The following is a 16,403-nucleotide window of genomic DNA, read 5'->3' on the forward strand; positions in this document are numbered from 1 at the left end:
GGGTTTGCCTTATTTGATCAGCTCAGGTTGCGGGCTGGCTTGGATGGGCAGGCGGATATCAAAGCTGGTTCCCGCGCTGGAGGTGCGGCAGGCAATGCTGCCGCACAACCCTTTGACGAGATCGTGGCTGATGGACAGCCCGATGCCGCTGTGTTTCCCACCCTTGGTGGTCTCTACGGGCGTGAACAGCTTGCTGAGCACGCTTTCGGGAATGCCTGGCCCGGTGTCGCTGACTTGGATCAGGATGCCTTGGCCCGAGCCTGACTGGTTTTCCACGAAGGTGGAAATGCTGAGCTTGCCGCCCTTGTGCATGGCTTCCGCCGCATTACGGATCAGGTTGACGAGCACTTGCCGCAATTGGTAGGGGATGGTCGTGACCTTGGGCAGGCTGGGATGCAGGTTCAGCGTGACTTCTACCCCAGCGGGCTTCAGGTAGGTCTGGCGATGCAGGGCGACGATGTCCTGGATCAATTCGTTGATATCGGTGCTGGCGGCAATATGATCCTGTTCTTTGGAATACAGGTTGCCGATTAGCGAGCCGACCCGGTCGATTTCTTCGTTCACGATCGCGATGTCGCGATTGGGCATGCCGTTCAGCAGCATCTTTTGCTCGAGGATGGCGAGGTAGTTCTTGATCGTGGATAGAGGCGTGCTGGTTTCATGCACGAAGCGCTTGAGGCGCTCCTCATGCACGGCGGCCTCAAGCTCGGGTTCTGCCGGCTTTTGGTCCGGCGCCAGGCGGGAAGCGACGATTCTGGCCAGGGCGGATTGCACGTTCAGCTGTTGTTTTGCAATCAGGAATTCCGCCTGGTCTAGCGCGAACACCATGACGCCGACGATTGTGTCTTTTGCAAACATCGGGAAGCAAAGGATGCCGTCCACCCCGCACAGCCGCATGATCTGTTGGTCCGGCAGCGACGGCTTGAACCCGTCAAAAGCCTGGAAGCTATGGCAATGCGACCTCTTGATCCAGGCCGCGGTGATGATGCTGGTGGCGGGCTTGATGGGAAGGTGGAAGCTTTCGATCCAGTCCTGGTCGGCTGAAATGGCTTTGCCGGAGAGATGCTGCCTGGCCTCGTCTGGCACGAACAACAGCACCTCCCGCGCATTGCACAGCAGCTTGGAGAGTTTGGACAATAGCTCAAAAAAGCCGTCTTGCTGTTCTGCCTGGCCGCAGGTGGACTCGAGGTGGTTGATCAGGGCGGTGTCCATCACGCCTTTGACCAGCTTGTTCTTGCTGGAGGATGAGGAAGCGTGGGTCGGGCTGAAGTTCTTGCCTAGGGCCTGTACCAAAGCCTCGATGTCCGGCTCTTGCTTGTCCCAGTTGTGCTGGCTGGTATGGGCATTGCCGATATTGATGCCAAGCGAGTCGGAAAGGATGTGCACCTGGGAGATTCCCTGGCTCATGATGTCGTTGATGACGGTACTGTCGAGCTGGAACCATTTGTTGGCGAGGATCAGCGCCGATTGGCGTTCCGACCTGCGTTCGGTCAGCAGCAGGTTGGCAAGGTAGACGATCTTGACCAGGGCAGGCGTGTGTTCCACCTGCGCAGCAGGGAGATGATGGTACGCCACCGCGTCTTCAAGGAAGGATTTGATGTTCCAGTTGCGGATGATCCAGGCGCCGAGTTCGCAATGGTCGATGCCGAAATGGGCGACCTCGCTTTCCAGGTAGCCGGGCAATGAGTCGTCGATCGCGAAGAATGGCGGATATTTGTTCTTGAATCCTGCGAGCAGGCCAAGCCTGCCGATGTTGTGCAGCAGCCCGGCGACATAGGCTTCGTCGGCGGAGGCGGCTCCGGTGCGCGTGGCAAGCGATTTGGCTATCACGGCGCAACGTAGGGAGTGGTACCAATAATGCTCGATGTCCTGGTTGCTCTGTTCATAGTAGTCGTTGAACATGCGTTGGCAGATGATGCTGAGCGTCAGCATCTTGACCATGTCCCAGCCGAGGATGATGATGCCGCTGCGGATCGAAAGCACGGCATGGCGGTCGCGGCGGTAGGCCGCCGAATTGGCGACCTCCAGCACGCGTGCGCTGATGACGACGTCCATTTCAATCAGGTTGGCCAGTTGTTCTAGGCCAGAGTTCTCGTCCTGCAGCGTTTCCAGTAGCTTGGTCAGGATTTGCGGAACGGAAGGTAATGCGCTGATTGTGGCATTATTCAGAACAATTTGGGCTCCTGCTGCACTGCACATTCTCTAAACGTTCCCCATTAGGTGTCTTGCATAGTAGGCCAGTCACTTATTGTCGGCTTGAGTAATAAGTATTGTGCCGAACTTTATTCGAGTGCGAGCCGTGTGGACGGCGTTATAGCGTGAGGGGCCTTGTGCCATTAAAGATTGATTTTAGGTTTATCAATAAATCGCTTTTAATATTTCTTAAGAAAGTACTTTAACATTGCATTTCAAGATAGTTAATACTTTTTTGCGTACGGATCTCGGCGCTTCAGTCAATAACGGCTTTGGAAGCCTTTTATTTAGCCGATCCAGCTGGTTTTTCATTGTACGGCCTTTTATGGCATCGACATGAAACGAGGTATGGTCTATCGATTGGTCAAAACACTCTAGCAATGGCGGGAGTTTTTGACATTGCAAGCACGGTTGCCTGCCTCTAGACTGGTGTGGCGATGAGAGTCGCCAAGTAACGATAACGATGAGATAGAACCGAGGAGTGATCATGGCCGTGCAGCATTTGAACAAGAGTAACTTCAAGCAAGCGATAGAAAGCAATGCGTTTGTGATCGTCGATTTCTGGGCGCCGTGGTGCGAGCCCTGCGTGTCATTCACGCCTGTCTTCGAAGCTGCATCCGAGGCGCATCCTGATGTGGTGTTCGCCATGGTCAATGTCGATGAGGACCCGGAAATCAGCAATTATTTCAACGTGAAGCAGATTCCTGCAGTGATGCCGATCCGCGACCAGATCGTGGTGGATGCGCAAGTCGGGGAAATGAGCCGTGCCGAGCTGGAGAATGCGATCCAGGCCTGGGCCGCCTTCGATGTGACTGAAGTCAATCGCCACTTCAATGAGAAGACATCGGCATAGGCTGTGTTATGAATTCAAAAAAACGCCGGGTTATCCCGGCGTTTTTTATGGTCACTGCGCTGTCTTGAGCTGTTTCAGGTCGTCTATGATTTCTCGGGAGTGGCGGGAAGTGTCCACGCTCAGGTAGGTCTTGGCTATATTCCCCTTGGGGTCGATCAGGAAGGTATAGCGCTTTGCAATCTTGATGATGCCCAGGTTGGTCAACGCGCCGTAACTGTCCGCCACTTTGCCGTCCACATCGGAGAGCAGGGGAAAGGGCAGGCTGTATTTCTCGGCGAACTTGGCATGCGAATCCGAGTCGTCTACGCTGATGCCGACCACTTTTGCGCCGAGTTTTTCCAATTGGAACAGATCGTCCCTGAAGCTGCACGCTTCTTTGGTGCAGCCCGGGGTATCGTCCTTGGGGTAAAAGTACAGCACCAGCCATTGGCCGGCATAATCCGTGAGCCTGTGCTGTGCTTTCTTGGCATCCGGCAGTGTGAAGCTGGGTGCCGGCGATCCCGGTTTGGGAACGGGCGCGGCATGGGCGGAACGGAAGATGAGGAGGGCCGCCAAGCCCAACACGATAACGATAGAAAAAATTTTCAACATGTTTTCTCCGGAAGAGTATGCAAGCAAGGCGGCCTATACAGGCAAGCGGCCTGGCAAGTAATTGAAATAGAATGACATCAGTATAACGCGCCGGGGCGAAATGATTGAGCCCCTGTTTACTGGGGTTGGGGTTTGTGCAAAAAAATTAATTCGGCCTCTTCCCAAATCAAAAAAATGCTGTAGAATGCCGCTCCTCAGTCAGGCACGGGTGATTAGCTCAGTTGGTAGAGCGTCGCCCTTACAAGGCGAATGTCGGCGGTTCGACCCCGTCATCACCCACCATCCCTTGCCTGCTGAAAAAGCAGTAAGCCATCAGGCATGACAACCTGGTGCAGAGTCATGGAGCGGTAGTTCAGTTGGTTAGAATACCGGCCTGTCACGCCGGGGGTCGCGGGTTCGAGCCCCGTCCGCTCCGCCAGAAAAAGCGAATCTTCGGGTTCGCTTTTTTATTTTATATGCGTCATTTGACTGATATGCATGGTCGTTTATGTATAGCAACATCGTGCTCACTGTCAGGAGTTAACGCATATGTATCCATACATCTTGTTATCTGCAGCCTTGTTCCTGTCTCCAACCAGCGCCCTGGCCACGGAATGGGAGTCGTTGGTCAAGAAAGCTGGGGCCGAGTTGTCGGTGGACCTGGATTCTTATGACGAGAAAGGGGCTTATTCTTCAATACTGGCCAAGCGCGAAGTACATGGCAAACAGGCGTTCGCCAAGCAGATGAAGTTGGAGTTCGATTGTGGCAAGCAGACTTACCGTACGCTTGCTACGGCGTCATTCGACGCTAAAGGCAAGTTGTTGAGCCAGACCGCAGGCACGCGCGAGTTTCTATCCTTGCAGCATGATGAAGACGCTAGGACGATTGCAGGCCTGGTATGCCAGGTAAGGCGCATGGTGAATCCGTCATCCTGAGCAAGTTGTCCTGGGATACATTAGTTTTATGCGAATGGCCTTAATGGCCGGCCGAGGTCATTTTGCATTTATTATCAACTATTGATTGACATCCCTGGAATAAGCACGTAAAACCTTAATCAAGGTGTTTGAACTTTGATTTTTTACAGAATTTGAAATACAAACTTTTGGGGTGCCTTCCCCACACTGAAATGAATGGAATCAATTATGGCAACAGGTGTAGTTAAGTGGTTTAACGATAGCAAGGGTTTTGGGTTCATCACGCCGGATGACGGCGGCAGTGATCTGTTCGCGCATTTCTCCGCTATCGTGAACGAAGGCGGTTACAAAAGCCTGGCAGAAAACCAACGTGTCAGCTTCGACGTGACAGATGGTCCTAAGGGCAAGCAAGCCAGCAACATCAAACCTGAATAAGATTTGATATAAAGCAATGAGCTAACGGAGTGCAGATGCATTTCAGATGAGGCTCATCAAGTGCCCGGCATGTCCGGGCATTTTTACGGGCGTCGATTGCTCATTTGAAGCATGAGTAAGGATGGTAAGTAAGAATTTCCTACGCGGCTACGGCCGAGCCTCTGATAGGCAATATTAAGCTGCTCCTATTACATTCGAGCCATCACAATCCGGCCACGATGTCATGAGCACTCTCAAAGAAGGCAGACCTTATCCCCGCGGTGCCTATTTCGATGGCAAGGGCACAAACTTTGCATTATTTTCCGATCATGCTGCCAGCGTGACGCTGTGCCTGTTCGATGAGCATGGCGAGTCGGAAACCGAGCGTATCACTCTCAAAGAATGCACGAATGGCGTCTGGCATGGATATCTTGAAGGTATAAAACCGGGACAGCTCTACGGTTACCGGGTCGACGGCGTCTGGGCGCCGGCAGAGGGCTTGCGTTTCAACCACAACAAGCTGCTGCTGGACCCATATGCGCGCAAGCTTTCCGGCCAGATCCAGTGGGACAATGCGTTGTTCGGCTACACCATCAGCGACGATCCGGATGCTGACCTCCATATGGACGAACGCGACAGTGCCAAGTTCATGCCCAAAGCCATCGTGGTCAAGCCTGATGTTCTGGTCAAATCTCCCAAGCCCGATATCCGCTGGCCCAAGACCATCATATACGAGGCCCATGTGCGCGGCCTGACAATGCAGCACCCCCTTATTCCGGACGATATCCGCGGGACGTTCGCGGCTCTTAGCGATTCCGCCATCATCAGCCATTTGCAGCGCATAGGCGTCACTGCCATTGAATTGATGCCGATTCACGCGTTCGCCCAGGACCGCCATCTCCTCGATCGTGGCCTGTCCAATTACTGGGGTTACAATACCTTGGCGTATTTTGCTCCCGAGCCGTCTTACCTGGGGTCGGGCGCGCTGGAAGAAATCGCCAAGACGGTAGATGCCCTGCATGATGCCGGGATAGAGGTGATCCTCGACGTGGTCTACAACCATACCTGCGAAGGCAACCACTTGGGCCCGACCTTGTGCTGGAAGGGCATAGACAACCTGAGTTACTACAAGGAGCTGCCAGGCAATCCGCGTTATTACGACAACCTCACCGGCTGTGGCAATGCGCTCAACACCTCTCATCCAAAAGTGATGCAGATGATCATGGACAGCCTGCGGCTTTGGGCTTCCGTCTACGGTATCGACGGCTTCCGTTTCGACCTGGCATTGACGCTGGGCAGAAACGACAACGGCTTCAACCGGGACCATGCATTGTTCCATGCCATGTTGCAAGACCCGATATTGACCCGCTGCAAGCTGATTGCCGAGCCTTGGGATGTCGGTCCGGGAGGCTTCCAGCTTGGCTCGTTCCCGCCCGGCTTCTCCGAGTGGAACGGCGACTATCGCGATGTCACCCGCGATTTCTGGGCGGGCAAGGAGAGCATGTTGTCCCGCTTTGCGAGCCGTTTCGCCGCTTCGAGCGATTTGTTCAACGACCAGCATCGGCGGCCATGGTCCAGTGTGAACTTCATCACGGCGCACGACGGTTTTACCCTGCACGACCTCGTTTCCTATAACGAAAAGCACAACGAGGCGAATGGCGAGGACAACCAAGACGGCGCCAATGACAACCACAGCTGGAACTGCGGCCACGAGGGGGACACCGACCAGGAAGAGATATTGGCGCTCCGCGCCCAGCAAAAGCGTAATTTCCTCACTACGCTGTTTTTATCGCAAGGCATTCCCATGTTGCTGGCGGGCGATGAGCTCAACAATAGCCAGCAAGGCAACAACAATACCTATTGCCAGGATAACGAGATCGGCTGGGTGAATTGGGACAATGCCGACGACGCCTTGATCGATTTCGTCGGGGAGCTGGCGCAACTGCGCAAAAAGCACAGCGCCATTTCGCGTGCCGAATTTGTCACGGGCAAGCTGAACGAGCATGGCAACTCAGACGTGGCCTGGTTCAACGTCAACGGGGAACCCATGAGCAACGAGGACTGGAATGATCCGTGCAATAAAGCCATGACAGTCAAGTTCGTGCCTCCTGACAAAACAGGGCGTGCGATATTGGTCATGATCAATGCTTCGCATGTGACAGTGCCTGCCCGTATTCCCTACTGCGATAGTTATGATTGGAAGCTGTTGCTGGATACGCCGCTCAAGCCGATTCCCAACCAGCAAGGGGAAGAGTTGGAGTTGGAGCCGCGCTCCATCTATGTCTACGAAGGCAAACTGATCGTGTAGGTGCGCCGCTAGAAATAAAGCGTATTCAGTATTGCCAAGTCTTGGCTTATGCCGCTTTCCTGTTTTCGAGCTTGTTGCAGAACATCTTGATTGAGGACTTCATCGGGTCTTCATGCGCCTTGCTGTTGTAGTCTTCCCAACATGCAGCGATTGCCGAGTCGTCATACTGGATTGCCATGCCGGAAAAGGTGTGCGCTTTCTTATAGGCGAAAAACAGCAGCGTGGACAATATAATCGCCAGCACCCAAAACCATTTTATTTGCCTTTCCTTTTTATATCCGCAAGATGGGCACCACAGGCTCAGTGCACCGGTCTGCTTACCGCATTTTTGGCAACGAGTGCTGGACATGGCGACCTCCGGTTCAAAAAGGGCAAGCTAGCACGGTGAGGTGAGGGGTACTGTAAGAAAGCGTCTGATTGAAGCAGAGGAATTGCTTAGCAGAACAAGAGGAGGCGGAAGCATTGTGCCGCTGTTGGAAGTTGATAACGCCGGTAACGCAAAAATTAAAGAGGAGAGTATGAGGGGCCATCCTGATTGATCATACTTTGAAGGGCTGTCTTTACCGGATTTCTCAATCTGGCCACTATGCACCGCTACAGAATCGTATGGATGTTATGTAATTCGCATATATAAAAAGCAACACGAACATCACTGTAATGACTCAGAAACGACTGACATGCAAATCGGACACCATCTCCTTCAAGTCATTGGGCAGCCGGCGGTATGATGCTCTTAACCATGACGACAAGGAAAAGCATCATGTTCAAATTTAGCCTGACTGAAATTACGATCTTGTTTATTGCCATGTCTTGGCTGACATACAATTTTTTGGTGCTGTAAAACTACTGTAAAGCAAACTTTATCAAAGCCAAAACACTAAGGCTTGCTTTCAACCCTCCTGCCGGTAAGCTGGCCTAGAGCCTTGCGAGCCAGCGTGCGTATCTTGTAACGGGCTGCCGGCTCAGCCTGTCAGAATTCTCCTGCAAGAAAATCAGCCCCATCCTATAGAGGCTTTGCAGCAATACTTCTATTATTGTCCCGCTGATTGGCTCAGGTCGAGCTAGCTTTCCGGCGAGGCTCACTTATATACGGACAATAAGAGATTGGGCTGATCAGCCATTGAGCACGAATAATTCATGCTATTTGAAAGGCGTATAGATCCTATCAAGGCATTATTTATTGATTATGAAGGAGCCCGGTTTTTTCTTTTGGTTTGTCATCGCAGTAGTCGTATTGTTCATCCTTTTGATGGCGACAGGCTTAAAACTAATTTAGTTCAAGCTCCTCTTATCGAGCGCCTCTGATCGATTCAAGCAGGGCGTACTTTTCCCGATCGATTTCGCTTCTGGTTCGAACTCCCAGCCTTCGCAAGATGGGCAGTGGAGGGCACCACCCCTGAAGGCCATGCTGCAACAAAAAAGTTAATACACCGGCAGGCAACAGAAGCCATCTCTTATTGACGAATACCCCAAGCGCCAACCCTGCGAGGGATAGGGTAGAGGCATTGACTTCCAATACCCTCTCAATATCCCACTCCTTATCCAATTGCTGGATACGCGCTTTTATTTCCTCTTCGCCGAGCGCGGAAAACGTTTCAATATTGCGATCGGTTTGACGGTCAATCTCATCGTTGACGGTATCGGACGTAGCATTGCGGACCCGGTCGGTATTGTTGTTAAGTTCAAGATTATCTGTCGGCATGATGATTTCCTTGCAGTGTCATTTGTTGAACAAATAAGACCTTTTTTATGCTGCTTAATTCCTGGGGTTTTTTGAGATTGTCAATTTATAAACAAGATTATGGCGCTTATTTTTAAGTTATTAATTCTTACAAGTTGCTAGGGTTTTGCTGACAAACGACATAGATGTCCGCTGATATGTATTTTTCAGGAGAGCTGCTTAAATTCGGTCGTAGAAAGTCAATAATGGGGGCTAAAATGATAGAGTCATTTAAGTACAAAGATTTCGATGTGCAAATCAAAGGGTCTAATTTTGTTGATGCAGGGTTCACTTATTCCGTCTTGATTGACCGCATAGAGCATCATCCTTGGGTTAAGCCCCTGTCATCTTGGGAAGAGGCAAAACTTCAGGCTCGTCAATATGCCATTAAATTGATGGATCAAATCTTTTGATCAAATTTTGCAATGGATCAGATGGAGTTTCTCCATGAAATGGATAGTAATCGCCACGGATAACGCTAAAAGGCTGTTTACTTTAAAAGCCTATTCCTCAGGGAAATACTCTGTGGTCGAAACATCTGAAAATATCCCACAAACTTCCATGATGCAGTATTTGGCGACTTCCACTCGGCAGGTTTCCGATCCATGGAAACCGCTAGTGGCCAGAAATTCCTTATAGAGGTGAAATTGGCCGACGTGGGAATGGTCGATGCGTTGAAAACTACATTAAGTAACGGCGTTCCCGCCCGCTTGAAAAAGATCGCCCCTGGGATAATTTCGTGAATCAGGCAAGGATGCACAACAACCGGGCGTCAATTAAGCACGGCGCGGCCGCGTCTGGAGTGTAGTTTTCAAACACGGCCTTATTAGCACTGCCTTGATTATTCAGGATCTTTCGACAGGCTATCTACCAAGGCTATGTTGCTTTGTACTGCTTCATGAATTTTCTCATGCAGGTCGCAATTCGTTGGCACTACTTCCAATGCACTGATCAACAAGTCTTGCATTCTCAGGTTGGAGGAGACGATCTGGGAAAGGATATTATCGGCGTCCATATGAACCTCTTAGTAGAAAACCCGCGTATCGCGGGCTTTCCTTTTGCATGCGAGCATCAGCAAAGGGTGGACCCATTCGCTGATGTATGCCTACACTTGCTTAGCGGTTTTTATGGCTTTGGCTACCTGCCTTGGCATGCTGCTCCCGGCTACCGCCGCGGGTATTGCTGCCTGCCGACTGCGGCTGGTTTTTGTGGCTTTGGCTGCCAGCCTTGACGTGCTGCTCATGGGTACCGCCTTGTTTGTTTTGTGTAGTATTTGCCATGGTTTATCTCCTTTGGGTCCTTGTCCAGACGGTACGTTGCTGAAAATGTAATTCATCTGGAGCGAGGATCATTGGTTAAAAGCAACGTGATTCCACTTTATGCCGTTCGCGCTTACCACTTCATCCGTCATTGGCTGATAGGTTTGTCAGATTTCCGCAACGGACCGGCTGCTTGGCTGTTTCGCGCAAAACGCATATCGCAATTCGAGTACCAGCTTTATCTGGAAGCATCGGTATGTTTGGGCTCTTAATAAAAAAGCTTCAATAGCGGGCAGTTTTCTATCGCAGAAGAATTAATTGTGCGATGCCGGATTTCTCGTAAAACACAATGGCGTTCTGGTGATACTGCCTGCCTAGCTCCATTGCAGAATCCAGGGTTATGCCGATCACTGCGAAATTTTCCTCAGGCCACTGGTTGGACCTTGATCTTGCCAAGCCTTTCCTGAATTCAAGATGACGGCTCCTGAGCTCCTTGCCCAGTTTCTCGGTGTTTTGGATGTTGATGGCCTCATCCGCTGGCTTGCTGAGCGGGTTGAACGCGGAAATGATGGCCGCGGCGGTATCCGCATGCTGCTCTAGGATTATGTTCATTTCCGGGCTGCCAAGGCCGATTCGCATTACGAAGGCCTGTTGCTCATGGTTCACCACATAGTCGGCATCCTGATATGCCTCAATCAATTCTGGCGATAGGACGGTTTGCGCTTGCGAGATATTCATGACAGAGTCCAAAAAAGTTAGTCGACAAAAGTGTTTTACAAATAAAGCGGCAATCCGGCCTACCGGTCGGTTCCGGGCTGGGGAAGCAGCCACCGCAAGCTGATAAAGAGCGCCACCAGCAAATAAGCCAAGCTTGCTGGAACCCACATGATCAGGCCTCCAAGCTGTTGATCTTCCAATAGGTCCAAACCCAATGCCGTCGTCGGCCTTAGATAGGCCGGATACCATATCGCCGTGGAGAGCGTTAGCAGGGTGCCAAGCGCTGCGGTATGCAGCATGGTGGTAAATACCAGCAACATGCTCCATCCGCGCTGGGCAGTATGCATCCCATTGATCACTGCCCACCAGAACAACAGTGCGGATAGAAAGAAACTGGCATGTTGCAGCACATGGATGCCTTCATTGCGGAGCGCCGCCTGGAACAGCGCGGGGATATGCCATAGCCAGAGCGCCAAGGCATGCAGCCACCAGGCGGACAAAGGGGCTGTCAGCCACAGCCAGCCGAGGCGGAGCCAGCGCATATGCGTTGCAAAATGCAGCCGATGGCGGCAGGACTCGGGCAAGGCCCAAGCACATGCGCCGAGCGGGCGGCCCGCCACTATCAGCGGGGCGGCAATAATCATGAGGATTTCATGCTGCAGCATATGCGCGGAAAACAGCCAGCCGCTGAGCGTATCGATCGGGGAGCAGAGCGCCACGCCCAAGGCCAGCCAGCCGAAAGAAAAGCAGGCAGCCTGGCTGCGGCTGACGCCATGGCCGATGCCGGCCTTGCGCCACAGCCGTAAAACACCTTTTCCGTAACCGTAGGCGCTTGCCAGCAGGCACGCAAGCACCCACGGCTCGAATGTCCATACCCAAGGCAAAGGCTGGATATCGGCAAGGCCATGAGCTTCTGCCTCTTGGCTAAAAGCGATACCCACGGACAGGATAATGAATAGCATGTTCATTGATAGCAGGGAGAAATCAGCCAGGCGGTCAACCATAACATGGCGGTCACGATGGAAAACAATATGCCGCTCAAGAGCGCAATCCAGGCGACAAAAGCCTGGCGAGATTCGACGCGGCTTGATTGCCTGCGTCCGGCAGGGTCCGCTTTATCCTTTGCCTCCACCTGCCGCCATGCGCGCAGGGCCACCGCATTTCCCAGGAGATTGCTGTCAACACCTGGAAAGTGTTCATGGCGCAGGGTATCGATTCCCCCAGCAAAATCTCCAGCAATACTTGGCAGCAACTGGTGAACCTGCTTGGCGAGGGCCACTATAAGCGCTATGACGAATCTACCGCGCGCAACATGCTGAATAAGGTGGCAGAAATATTCCTGCGGGATGTGAAAACATAATTATCCGCCTCGATTTGGGGTCAAAACGCCATCAGAATTGATGCAATTGCATTCTCCGAACGGGGCTAATCTTGGTAATGGAATGTAATAAAACCTTGCTGAATGCATGAAAAGCATAGTCCATTGGGACCTCATACACAGCAGATAGCACCTGGTCGGTGTAGCTCGGCGGAAAGAGCCGCGAACGCAATGATAGCAAGGGTTTGCATATTATTAATTCTGGAAATTTTTAAGGATGAGGTTATTTGAAAGTTATATAGGAATAACTATAAGTTCTTTGTGGCGAGGCAGGTCTGTTTATAATTTGTCTGGGGGGAATTTCATCTACAACAACTTTTAAGGAGTCTGTATGAATATTCTCAAAACAGCGATTGGTTCCGCAACGCTCATAGTTGCTTCCTCTGGCGCGTATGCCGCCGATGTGGTGGATCTTGGCGAACTGCATGCTGGTATCAATACTTATACCAATACTGTAGCCGCTGATACTACATTCACCAATACCTTCAACTTCAGCTTGGCTGATGTCTCCACAGGCACATTCTCGCTCAGCGACTTGCCGCTTACCAACGGCGATGTGAACGTTCTAGGCTTTAGCGACCTCAGCTTCAGCCTCTACAACAGCTCTGACACATGGCTTGCAGGTTCTGTGGCTGGCGGCGAATTCACTTTTGCCAATCTTGAGGCCGGAAACTATTACATCAATGTAGAAGGCACCGCCAATGGAGTAGCTGGCGGGGTCTACAGCGGTGCAATTAGCGTTCAGGCCGTGCCTGAGCCGGGTTCATATGCACTTCTGGGTGTCGGTCTAGCACTGATAGGTGCTGTCGCTATGCGCAGGAATAAAAACCTGGGCTAATTCTCCAACCTGATAAAAGCCACCTTCGGGTGGCTTTTTTGCTTTTTGAAGACAGATTTGAAACAGAAGCAGATGAAGACTCTATCGAAGGTCGTTATCTGTAGATGGTTTTGAATTCGTTTGGACAGTCAATTGGCCCGTCATCAACCGAACAATTTTATTTTACTTAGTATCTGCAATGATTGTGGGATTTTAATTTTATTTGTTACCCCCAAAGTTACCCCAATTAGACCAATGTCACTCTGGTTTTTCTCAATACCCATTTTATTCGGATTACTTCATTTTTAACTTCTCTGAGTTCAGACTGCAAAGATCGGTATTGCTTCGCTCAAATCATGAATGATAAATATTCCCATCTAGTCTGTTCAGACTATTGCTGAGTAAGAGCATGTTCAGGCATGCTTGCTCCCGCTTAATAAAAATTAACAGTTGTAAACTTACTAGGGGATTTACATGCGTAGTTTCATTCTGCCGATGTTGTTGTCAGCTTTCGCCATGCCATTTTCCGCTCATGCGGAAGTTACTGAATTCGAGGGCAATGGCTATACCATTAATCTGCTGGACCAAAGTACATTCGCTTTCGATGGCACTACTTTAAGCAAAACTTATAATATCTCCGGACAAAATTTATCAGCTGGTAATGTATATCAAGAACTTGATAAGTTTGGTTTAATGGTGCTTACCGAAGATAGATTCATTACTGGCGCTAAGGTTAGCTTTACTGGCAAGATTTCTGGCGCGATTACTGATGAAGTTGCAAATGGTAGTTTCTACGCTACTTTGCAGGGTGGGTTTGGCCTTGATCTCAACTATCAATCTTATTTCAGGACAGACTTTGATGTATTGCCATTCAATGGCAATTTTGAAGTGAGCAAGTATGTTGATTTCACTGCTGATTATCCTGAGCTGACCGGGTTTGGTGGCTATTGGAATTTGGCGATCAACAGCAATATTCATAATGCGAATGTGTACTGGACATTTGATACGCTATCTTTCCAATTCTTTGTATCTTCAGTGCCAGAGCCCTCTGCTTATGCAATGCTGGGCTTAGGCCTCGCTGTTATGGGCTTTGCAGCACGCCGCCGCAAATCAGCCTAACCTAAGGCACATCAATCACAGGGGCTTATGCCCCTGTTTTTGTTTCAGCATTAAAGGTTAGGGCTCTTTGTGTCACCTGGCACACTTACATCAAGTAGCAGGCAATAAAAAAACCGCCGGAGCGAGTTTGTAGTTATTTCTTTCTCTTCCCAAACTCCCAAGGCGGTACAACTTTCCCATCAGCCCACAGCCCCAGCAGATCCTGCTGCCCTACGATTACCTCTTGCAGATCGACTCACACGGTATCCCATCACCATCGCGATCCAGGCGATATATCCCGCATGTCCTCAAATAGAACTTAGCCTCCTCACAGCTCGTCATCTGCGTGCAGAAGCGCTTGCCGGCACAGGTGAACCCAGCTGTAGAGACAGTCACAGTCTGTACTACGGCCGCTGCTCTCTGTGTGGCCTGGCTCGTTCCATGTCTAAAATCCCATGGTGGAATAGGAGAGGGCTGGCTCCATAAGCCCAGGCTCTGCGATCGTGCTTGTTCCTCAAGCCTCAGAAGCTCAGGATCATTGGAATATTGGCGATACACCCAGGCCATACCGGTACTGACCTGATAAGTATTGGCTGATACCCACCTGCCATCTGCAGCCTGGCAACTGACCTCTCCAATACTGCGGCCGTAGTCATCTGTTCCCTGGACAACCACCTCTGCCGGCCTATCAAAGCAAATCTCCGATAGTGACTTCTTGGAAGCGTTGCCAAAGTCCTGCCTACTCTCTGGCGCATCGATCGCGTTGAGCCTGATCTTGTGTTGGGTCTTGCCTTCTAGGATGGTGAGGGTATCGCCATCGGCTACGCTGACGACCTTGCCGGTTAGGGTGGCGGCTTGGGCTACTGCGCAGAAGAGCAGAGCCGTTATTAAAAGCTTCATAGAGTTATTTGATGGTTATCGCAGCTGACGTTTTAGCAGCTTTGTAATCCAGATTGTTCATTTCTTGCGCAGCCTCAACATCAGTCACCTCAACCATCACGGACGTGAAATACATTAATGCACCAATAATGTTTGCGCCTGGGTTGAATCGGTAGTAATAAGTCTTTCCACCTTCAAAGGTCTGAACTTTGCCGGTCTTTCTTCCGAAGCTAACATCCCATGCCCAATTGAATGAAAAATCATGCGAACCAGCAGGAACCTTGATCCATGTGAAATTGCCACGGTTAAGCTCGGCAAGTTCAACATCATCAATATTGAAATATACAGTTCTTAAGGCAAGAGCATGGTTTGTTGTGCGGTAAATGTAAATCAAAGCGTGATCTGGATCAGCCTCTGGTATAGGCATCTGGCTATATTTAACTTGGTTCCCAGCACATGCGGACAGTAAGATAGCCAAGATGATGGCTATGCTAAATTTGTAAAACATCTCTCCCCCTGACCTCACCTGAATGGTGCGGCTGTTAATTCCTGCAAGCGTAGATCATTTGGTAGTAGGTAAAGAAAATGTCACTCACACCGAAACTGAACCTCGGCAGATGCCTCTTGATGATCATTGGCATCTTGGCTAGAGTCTTTCACCGGTACTAGTTTCAATCCCTTGGAATTACAGAATGTAATGGCTTCCTGGAAAAATCGGGCTTTCACAACGCTCCCGGACTGCTCTGTGAATTTCCCCTGCCCACCAATCAAGTAGAGGTTGTCAGATATTTGGACGGGACCGTTTGTCCCGGTAGCACAGCCGGCTACAGTGAATGCCAATGTAATCCCAATGTGAGCCCTCATGCATTTTCCTTCAATAATGTCCTGCTACAACTTCTAGAACAATTTTTTAATTAGTACTAGCGGCCAGATTGAACTATCTTGAACTCGCAAGAAGTGGCTGAACAACCTTTTCTAAACGTACTCGACTAGAAATTCGCAATTGTTGGAGTCCTAGTTTGCGAGCCATTGTCTGATATAGAGCTTCTCCTTCAGTTCCTTGCTCGATAACATTGTTGGCGAGTGAGGTTAGTTCAGAAAAACTGATTTCATCAACCGAACGTAAACTGTCCTCATCAGCTGGGGCACGGAACTTGAATCGCCCCCACTTTCCTAGACAGCTCAAGAGTCTCAAACTATGGAAGTTGAGGAGACATCATGAGCAAGCAACAACGTTACACCGAAGAATTCAAACAGGCCGCCGTCAAGCAAGTCACTGAAC

The 16,403-nt window shown here is 50.6% G+C and carries 20 protein-coding genes and 2 tRNA genes; 11 read left to right on the top strand and 11 right to left on the bottom strand.

What is annotated here, in order from left to right:
• Positions 1-9 precede the first annotated feature (9 nt).
• Positions 10-2,199, bottom strand: coding sequence for an HDOD domain-containing protein (locus ACKF11_RS03785; RefSeq protein WP_407996005.1), 2,190 nt, complete (start codon positions 2,197-2,199; stop codon positions 10-12).
• 481 nt (positions 2,200-2,680) lie between these two features.
• Here ACKF11_RS03785 and ACKF11_RS03790 point away from each other — a divergent pair, with 481 nt between their 5' ends.
• Complete coding sequence (locus ACKF11_RS03790) at positions 2,681-3,046, top strand: thioredoxin family protein (RefSeq protein ID WP_407996006.1); 366 nt, start codon at positions 2,681-2,683, stop codon at positions 3,044-3,046.
• Between the two features lie 51 nt (positions 3,047-3,097).
• Here the strand turns inward: ACKF11_RS03790 and ACKF11_RS03795 are convergent, their stop codons facing one another.
• Positions 3,098-3,637, bottom strand: a complete 540-nt coding sequence (locus tag ACKF11_RS03795; RefSeq protein WP_407996007.1) for a peroxiredoxin — start codon at positions 3,635-3,637, stop codon at positions 3,098-3,100.
• A 206-nt stretch (positions 3,638-3,843) separates the two neighbouring features.
• Here ACKF11_RS03795 and ACKF11_RS03800 point away from each other — a divergent pair.
• From ACKF11_RS03800 to glgX, 5 genes are all read left to right on the top strand, one after another.
• A tRNA-Val gene (locus tag ACKF11_RS03800) sits at positions 3,844-3,919 on the top strand.
• Positions 3,920-3,978: 59 nt separating this feature from the next.
• Positions 3,979-4,055, top strand: a tRNA-Asp gene (locus ACKF11_RS03805).
• A 110-nt stretch (positions 4,056-4,165) separates the two neighbouring features.
• Positions 4,166-4,552, top strand: coding sequence for a surface-adhesin E family protein (locus ACKF11_RS03810; RefSeq protein ID WP_407996008.1), 387 nt, complete (start codon positions 4,166-4,168; stop codon positions 4,550-4,552).
• 207 nt (positions 4,553-4,759) lie between these two features.
• Positions 4,760-4,966: a cold-shock protein gene (locus ACKF11_RS03815; protein WP_407994141.1), complete on the top strand. Its 207-nt coding sequence runs from the start codon at positions 4,760-4,762 to the stop codon at positions 4,964-4,966.
• A 223-nt stretch (positions 4,967-5,189) separates the two neighbouring features.
• Positions 5,190-7,253, top strand: coding sequence for a glycogen debranching protein GlgX (gene glgX, locus ACKF11_RS03820; RefSeq protein ID WP_407996009.1), 2,064 nt, complete (start codon positions 5,190-5,192; stop codon positions 7,251-7,253).
• A 46-nt stretch (positions 7,254-7,299) separates the two neighbouring features.
• Here the strand turns inward: glgX and ACKF11_RS03825 are convergent, their stop codons facing one another.
• Entirely contained in the window at positions 7,300-7,602 is a 303-nt protein-coding gene (locus ACKF11_RS03825; protein WP_309564963.1) for a hypothetical protein, read from the bottom strand.
• Between the two features lie 939 nt (positions 7,603-8,541).
• Entirely contained in the window at positions 8,542-8,955 is a 414-nt protein-coding gene (locus tag ACKF11_RS03830) for a hypothetical protein (RefSeq protein WP_407996010.1), read from the bottom strand.
• A gap of 164 nt (positions 8,956-9,119) precedes the next feature.
• Here ACKF11_RS03830 and ACKF11_RS03835 point away from each other — a divergent pair, with 164 nt between their 5' ends.
• On the top strand, positions 9,120-9,386 hold the full coding sequence (locus ACKF11_RS03835) for a hypothetical protein (RefSeq protein ID WP_407996011.1): 267 nt from the start codon (positions 9,120-9,122) through the stop codon (positions 9,384-9,386).
• A gap of 34 nt (positions 9,387-9,420) precedes the next feature.
• Positions 9,421-9,612 carry a hypothetical protein gene (locus tag ACKF11_RS03840; RefSeq protein WP_407996012.1) on the top strand — a complete coding sequence of 64 codons (192 nt, stop codon included), beginning with the start codon at positions 9,421-9,423 and terminating at the stop codon, positions 9,610-9,612.
• A gap of 202 nt (positions 9,613-9,814) precedes the next feature.
• Here ACKF11_RS03840 and ACKF11_RS03845 read toward each other — a convergent pair whose 3' ends face one another.
• The 5 genes from ACKF11_RS03845 to ACKF11_RS03865 all read right to left on the bottom strand — a co-directional run bounded on the left by ACKF11_RS03845 (position 9,815) and on the right by ACKF11_RS03865 (position 12,105).
• Positions 9,815-9,988: a hypothetical protein gene (locus tag ACKF11_RS03845; RefSeq protein ID WP_407996013.1), complete on the bottom strand. Its 174-nt coding sequence runs from the start codon at positions 9,986-9,988 to the stop codon at positions 9,815-9,817.
• Positions 9,989-10,088: 100 nt separating this feature from the next.
• Positions 10,089-10,253 (bottom strand): hypothetical protein, encoded by a 165-nt coding sequence (locus ACKF11_RS03850; protein ID WP_309564966.1) that lies wholly within the window; start codon positions 10,251-10,253, stop codon positions 10,089-10,091.
• 279 nt (positions 10,254-10,532) lie between these two features.
• The gene (locus ACKF11_RS03855; RefSeq protein ID WP_407996014.1) at positions 10,533-10,970 is read right to left on the bottom strand and encodes a DUF3293 domain-containing protein; all 438 of its coding nucleotides are present in this window, start codon (positions 10,968-10,970) and stop codon (positions 10,533-10,535) included.
• Between the two features lie 59 nt (positions 10,971-11,029).
• On the bottom strand, positions 11,030-11,911 hold the full coding sequence (locus tag ACKF11_RS03860; RefSeq protein WP_407996015.1) for a cytochrome c oxidase assembly protein: 882 nt from the start codon (positions 11,909-11,911) through the stop codon (positions 11,030-11,032).
• Between the two features lie 2 nt (positions 11,912-11,913).
• The gene (locus ACKF11_RS03865) at positions 11,914-12,105 is read right to left on the bottom strand and encodes a hypothetical protein (RefSeq protein WP_407996016.1); all 192 of its coding nucleotides are present in this window, start codon (positions 12,103-12,105) and stop codon (positions 11,914-11,916) included.
• A 42-nt stretch (positions 12,106-12,147) separates the two neighbouring features.
• Here ACKF11_RS03865 and ACKF11_RS03870 point away from each other — a divergent pair, with 42 nt between their 5' ends.
• From ACKF11_RS03870 to ACKF11_RS03880, 3 genes are all read left to right on the top strand, one after another.
• Complete coding sequence (locus ACKF11_RS03870; protein ID WP_407996017.1) at positions 12,148-12,309, top strand: hypothetical protein; 162 nt, start codon at positions 12,148-12,150, stop codon at positions 12,307-12,309.
• Positions 12,310-12,658: 349 nt separating this feature from the next.
• A complete protein-coding gene (locus ACKF11_RS03875) occupies positions 12,659-13,165 on the top strand; it encodes an FxDxF family PEP-CTERM protein (protein WP_309564978.1) in 507 nt (168 codons plus the stop codon).
• A 453-nt stretch (positions 13,166-13,618) separates the two neighbouring features.
• Positions 13,619-14,263, top strand: coding sequence for a PEP-CTERM sorting domain-containing protein (locus tag ACKF11_RS03880; protein WP_407996018.1), 645 nt, complete (start codon positions 13,619-13,621; stop codon positions 14,261-14,263).
• Between the two features lie 216 nt (positions 14,264-14,479).
• Here ACKF11_RS03880 and ACKF11_RS03885 read toward each other — a convergent pair whose 3' ends face one another.
• Together ACKF11_RS03885 and ACKF11_RS03890 are read right to left on the bottom strand one after the other, a co-directional pair.
• A complete protein-coding gene (locus tag ACKF11_RS03885; protein WP_407996019.1) occupies positions 14,480-15,142 on the bottom strand; it encodes a thermonuclease family protein in 663 nt (220 codons plus the stop codon).
• A gap of 4 nt (positions 15,143-15,146) precedes the next feature.
• On the bottom strand, positions 15,147-15,629 hold the full coding sequence (locus ACKF11_RS03890; RefSeq protein ID WP_407996020.1) for a DUF2846 domain-containing protein: 483 nt from the start codon (positions 15,627-15,629) through the stop codon (positions 15,147-15,149).
• Positions 15,630-16,403: the final 774 nt, after the last annotated feature.

It is taken from the genome of Methylobacillus draconifructus, from assembly GCF_045984385.1.
GTDB classification, from domain to species: Bacteria; Pseudomonadota; Gammaproteobacteria; order Burkholderiales; family Methylophilaceae; genus Methylobacillus; species Methylobacillus flagellatus_A.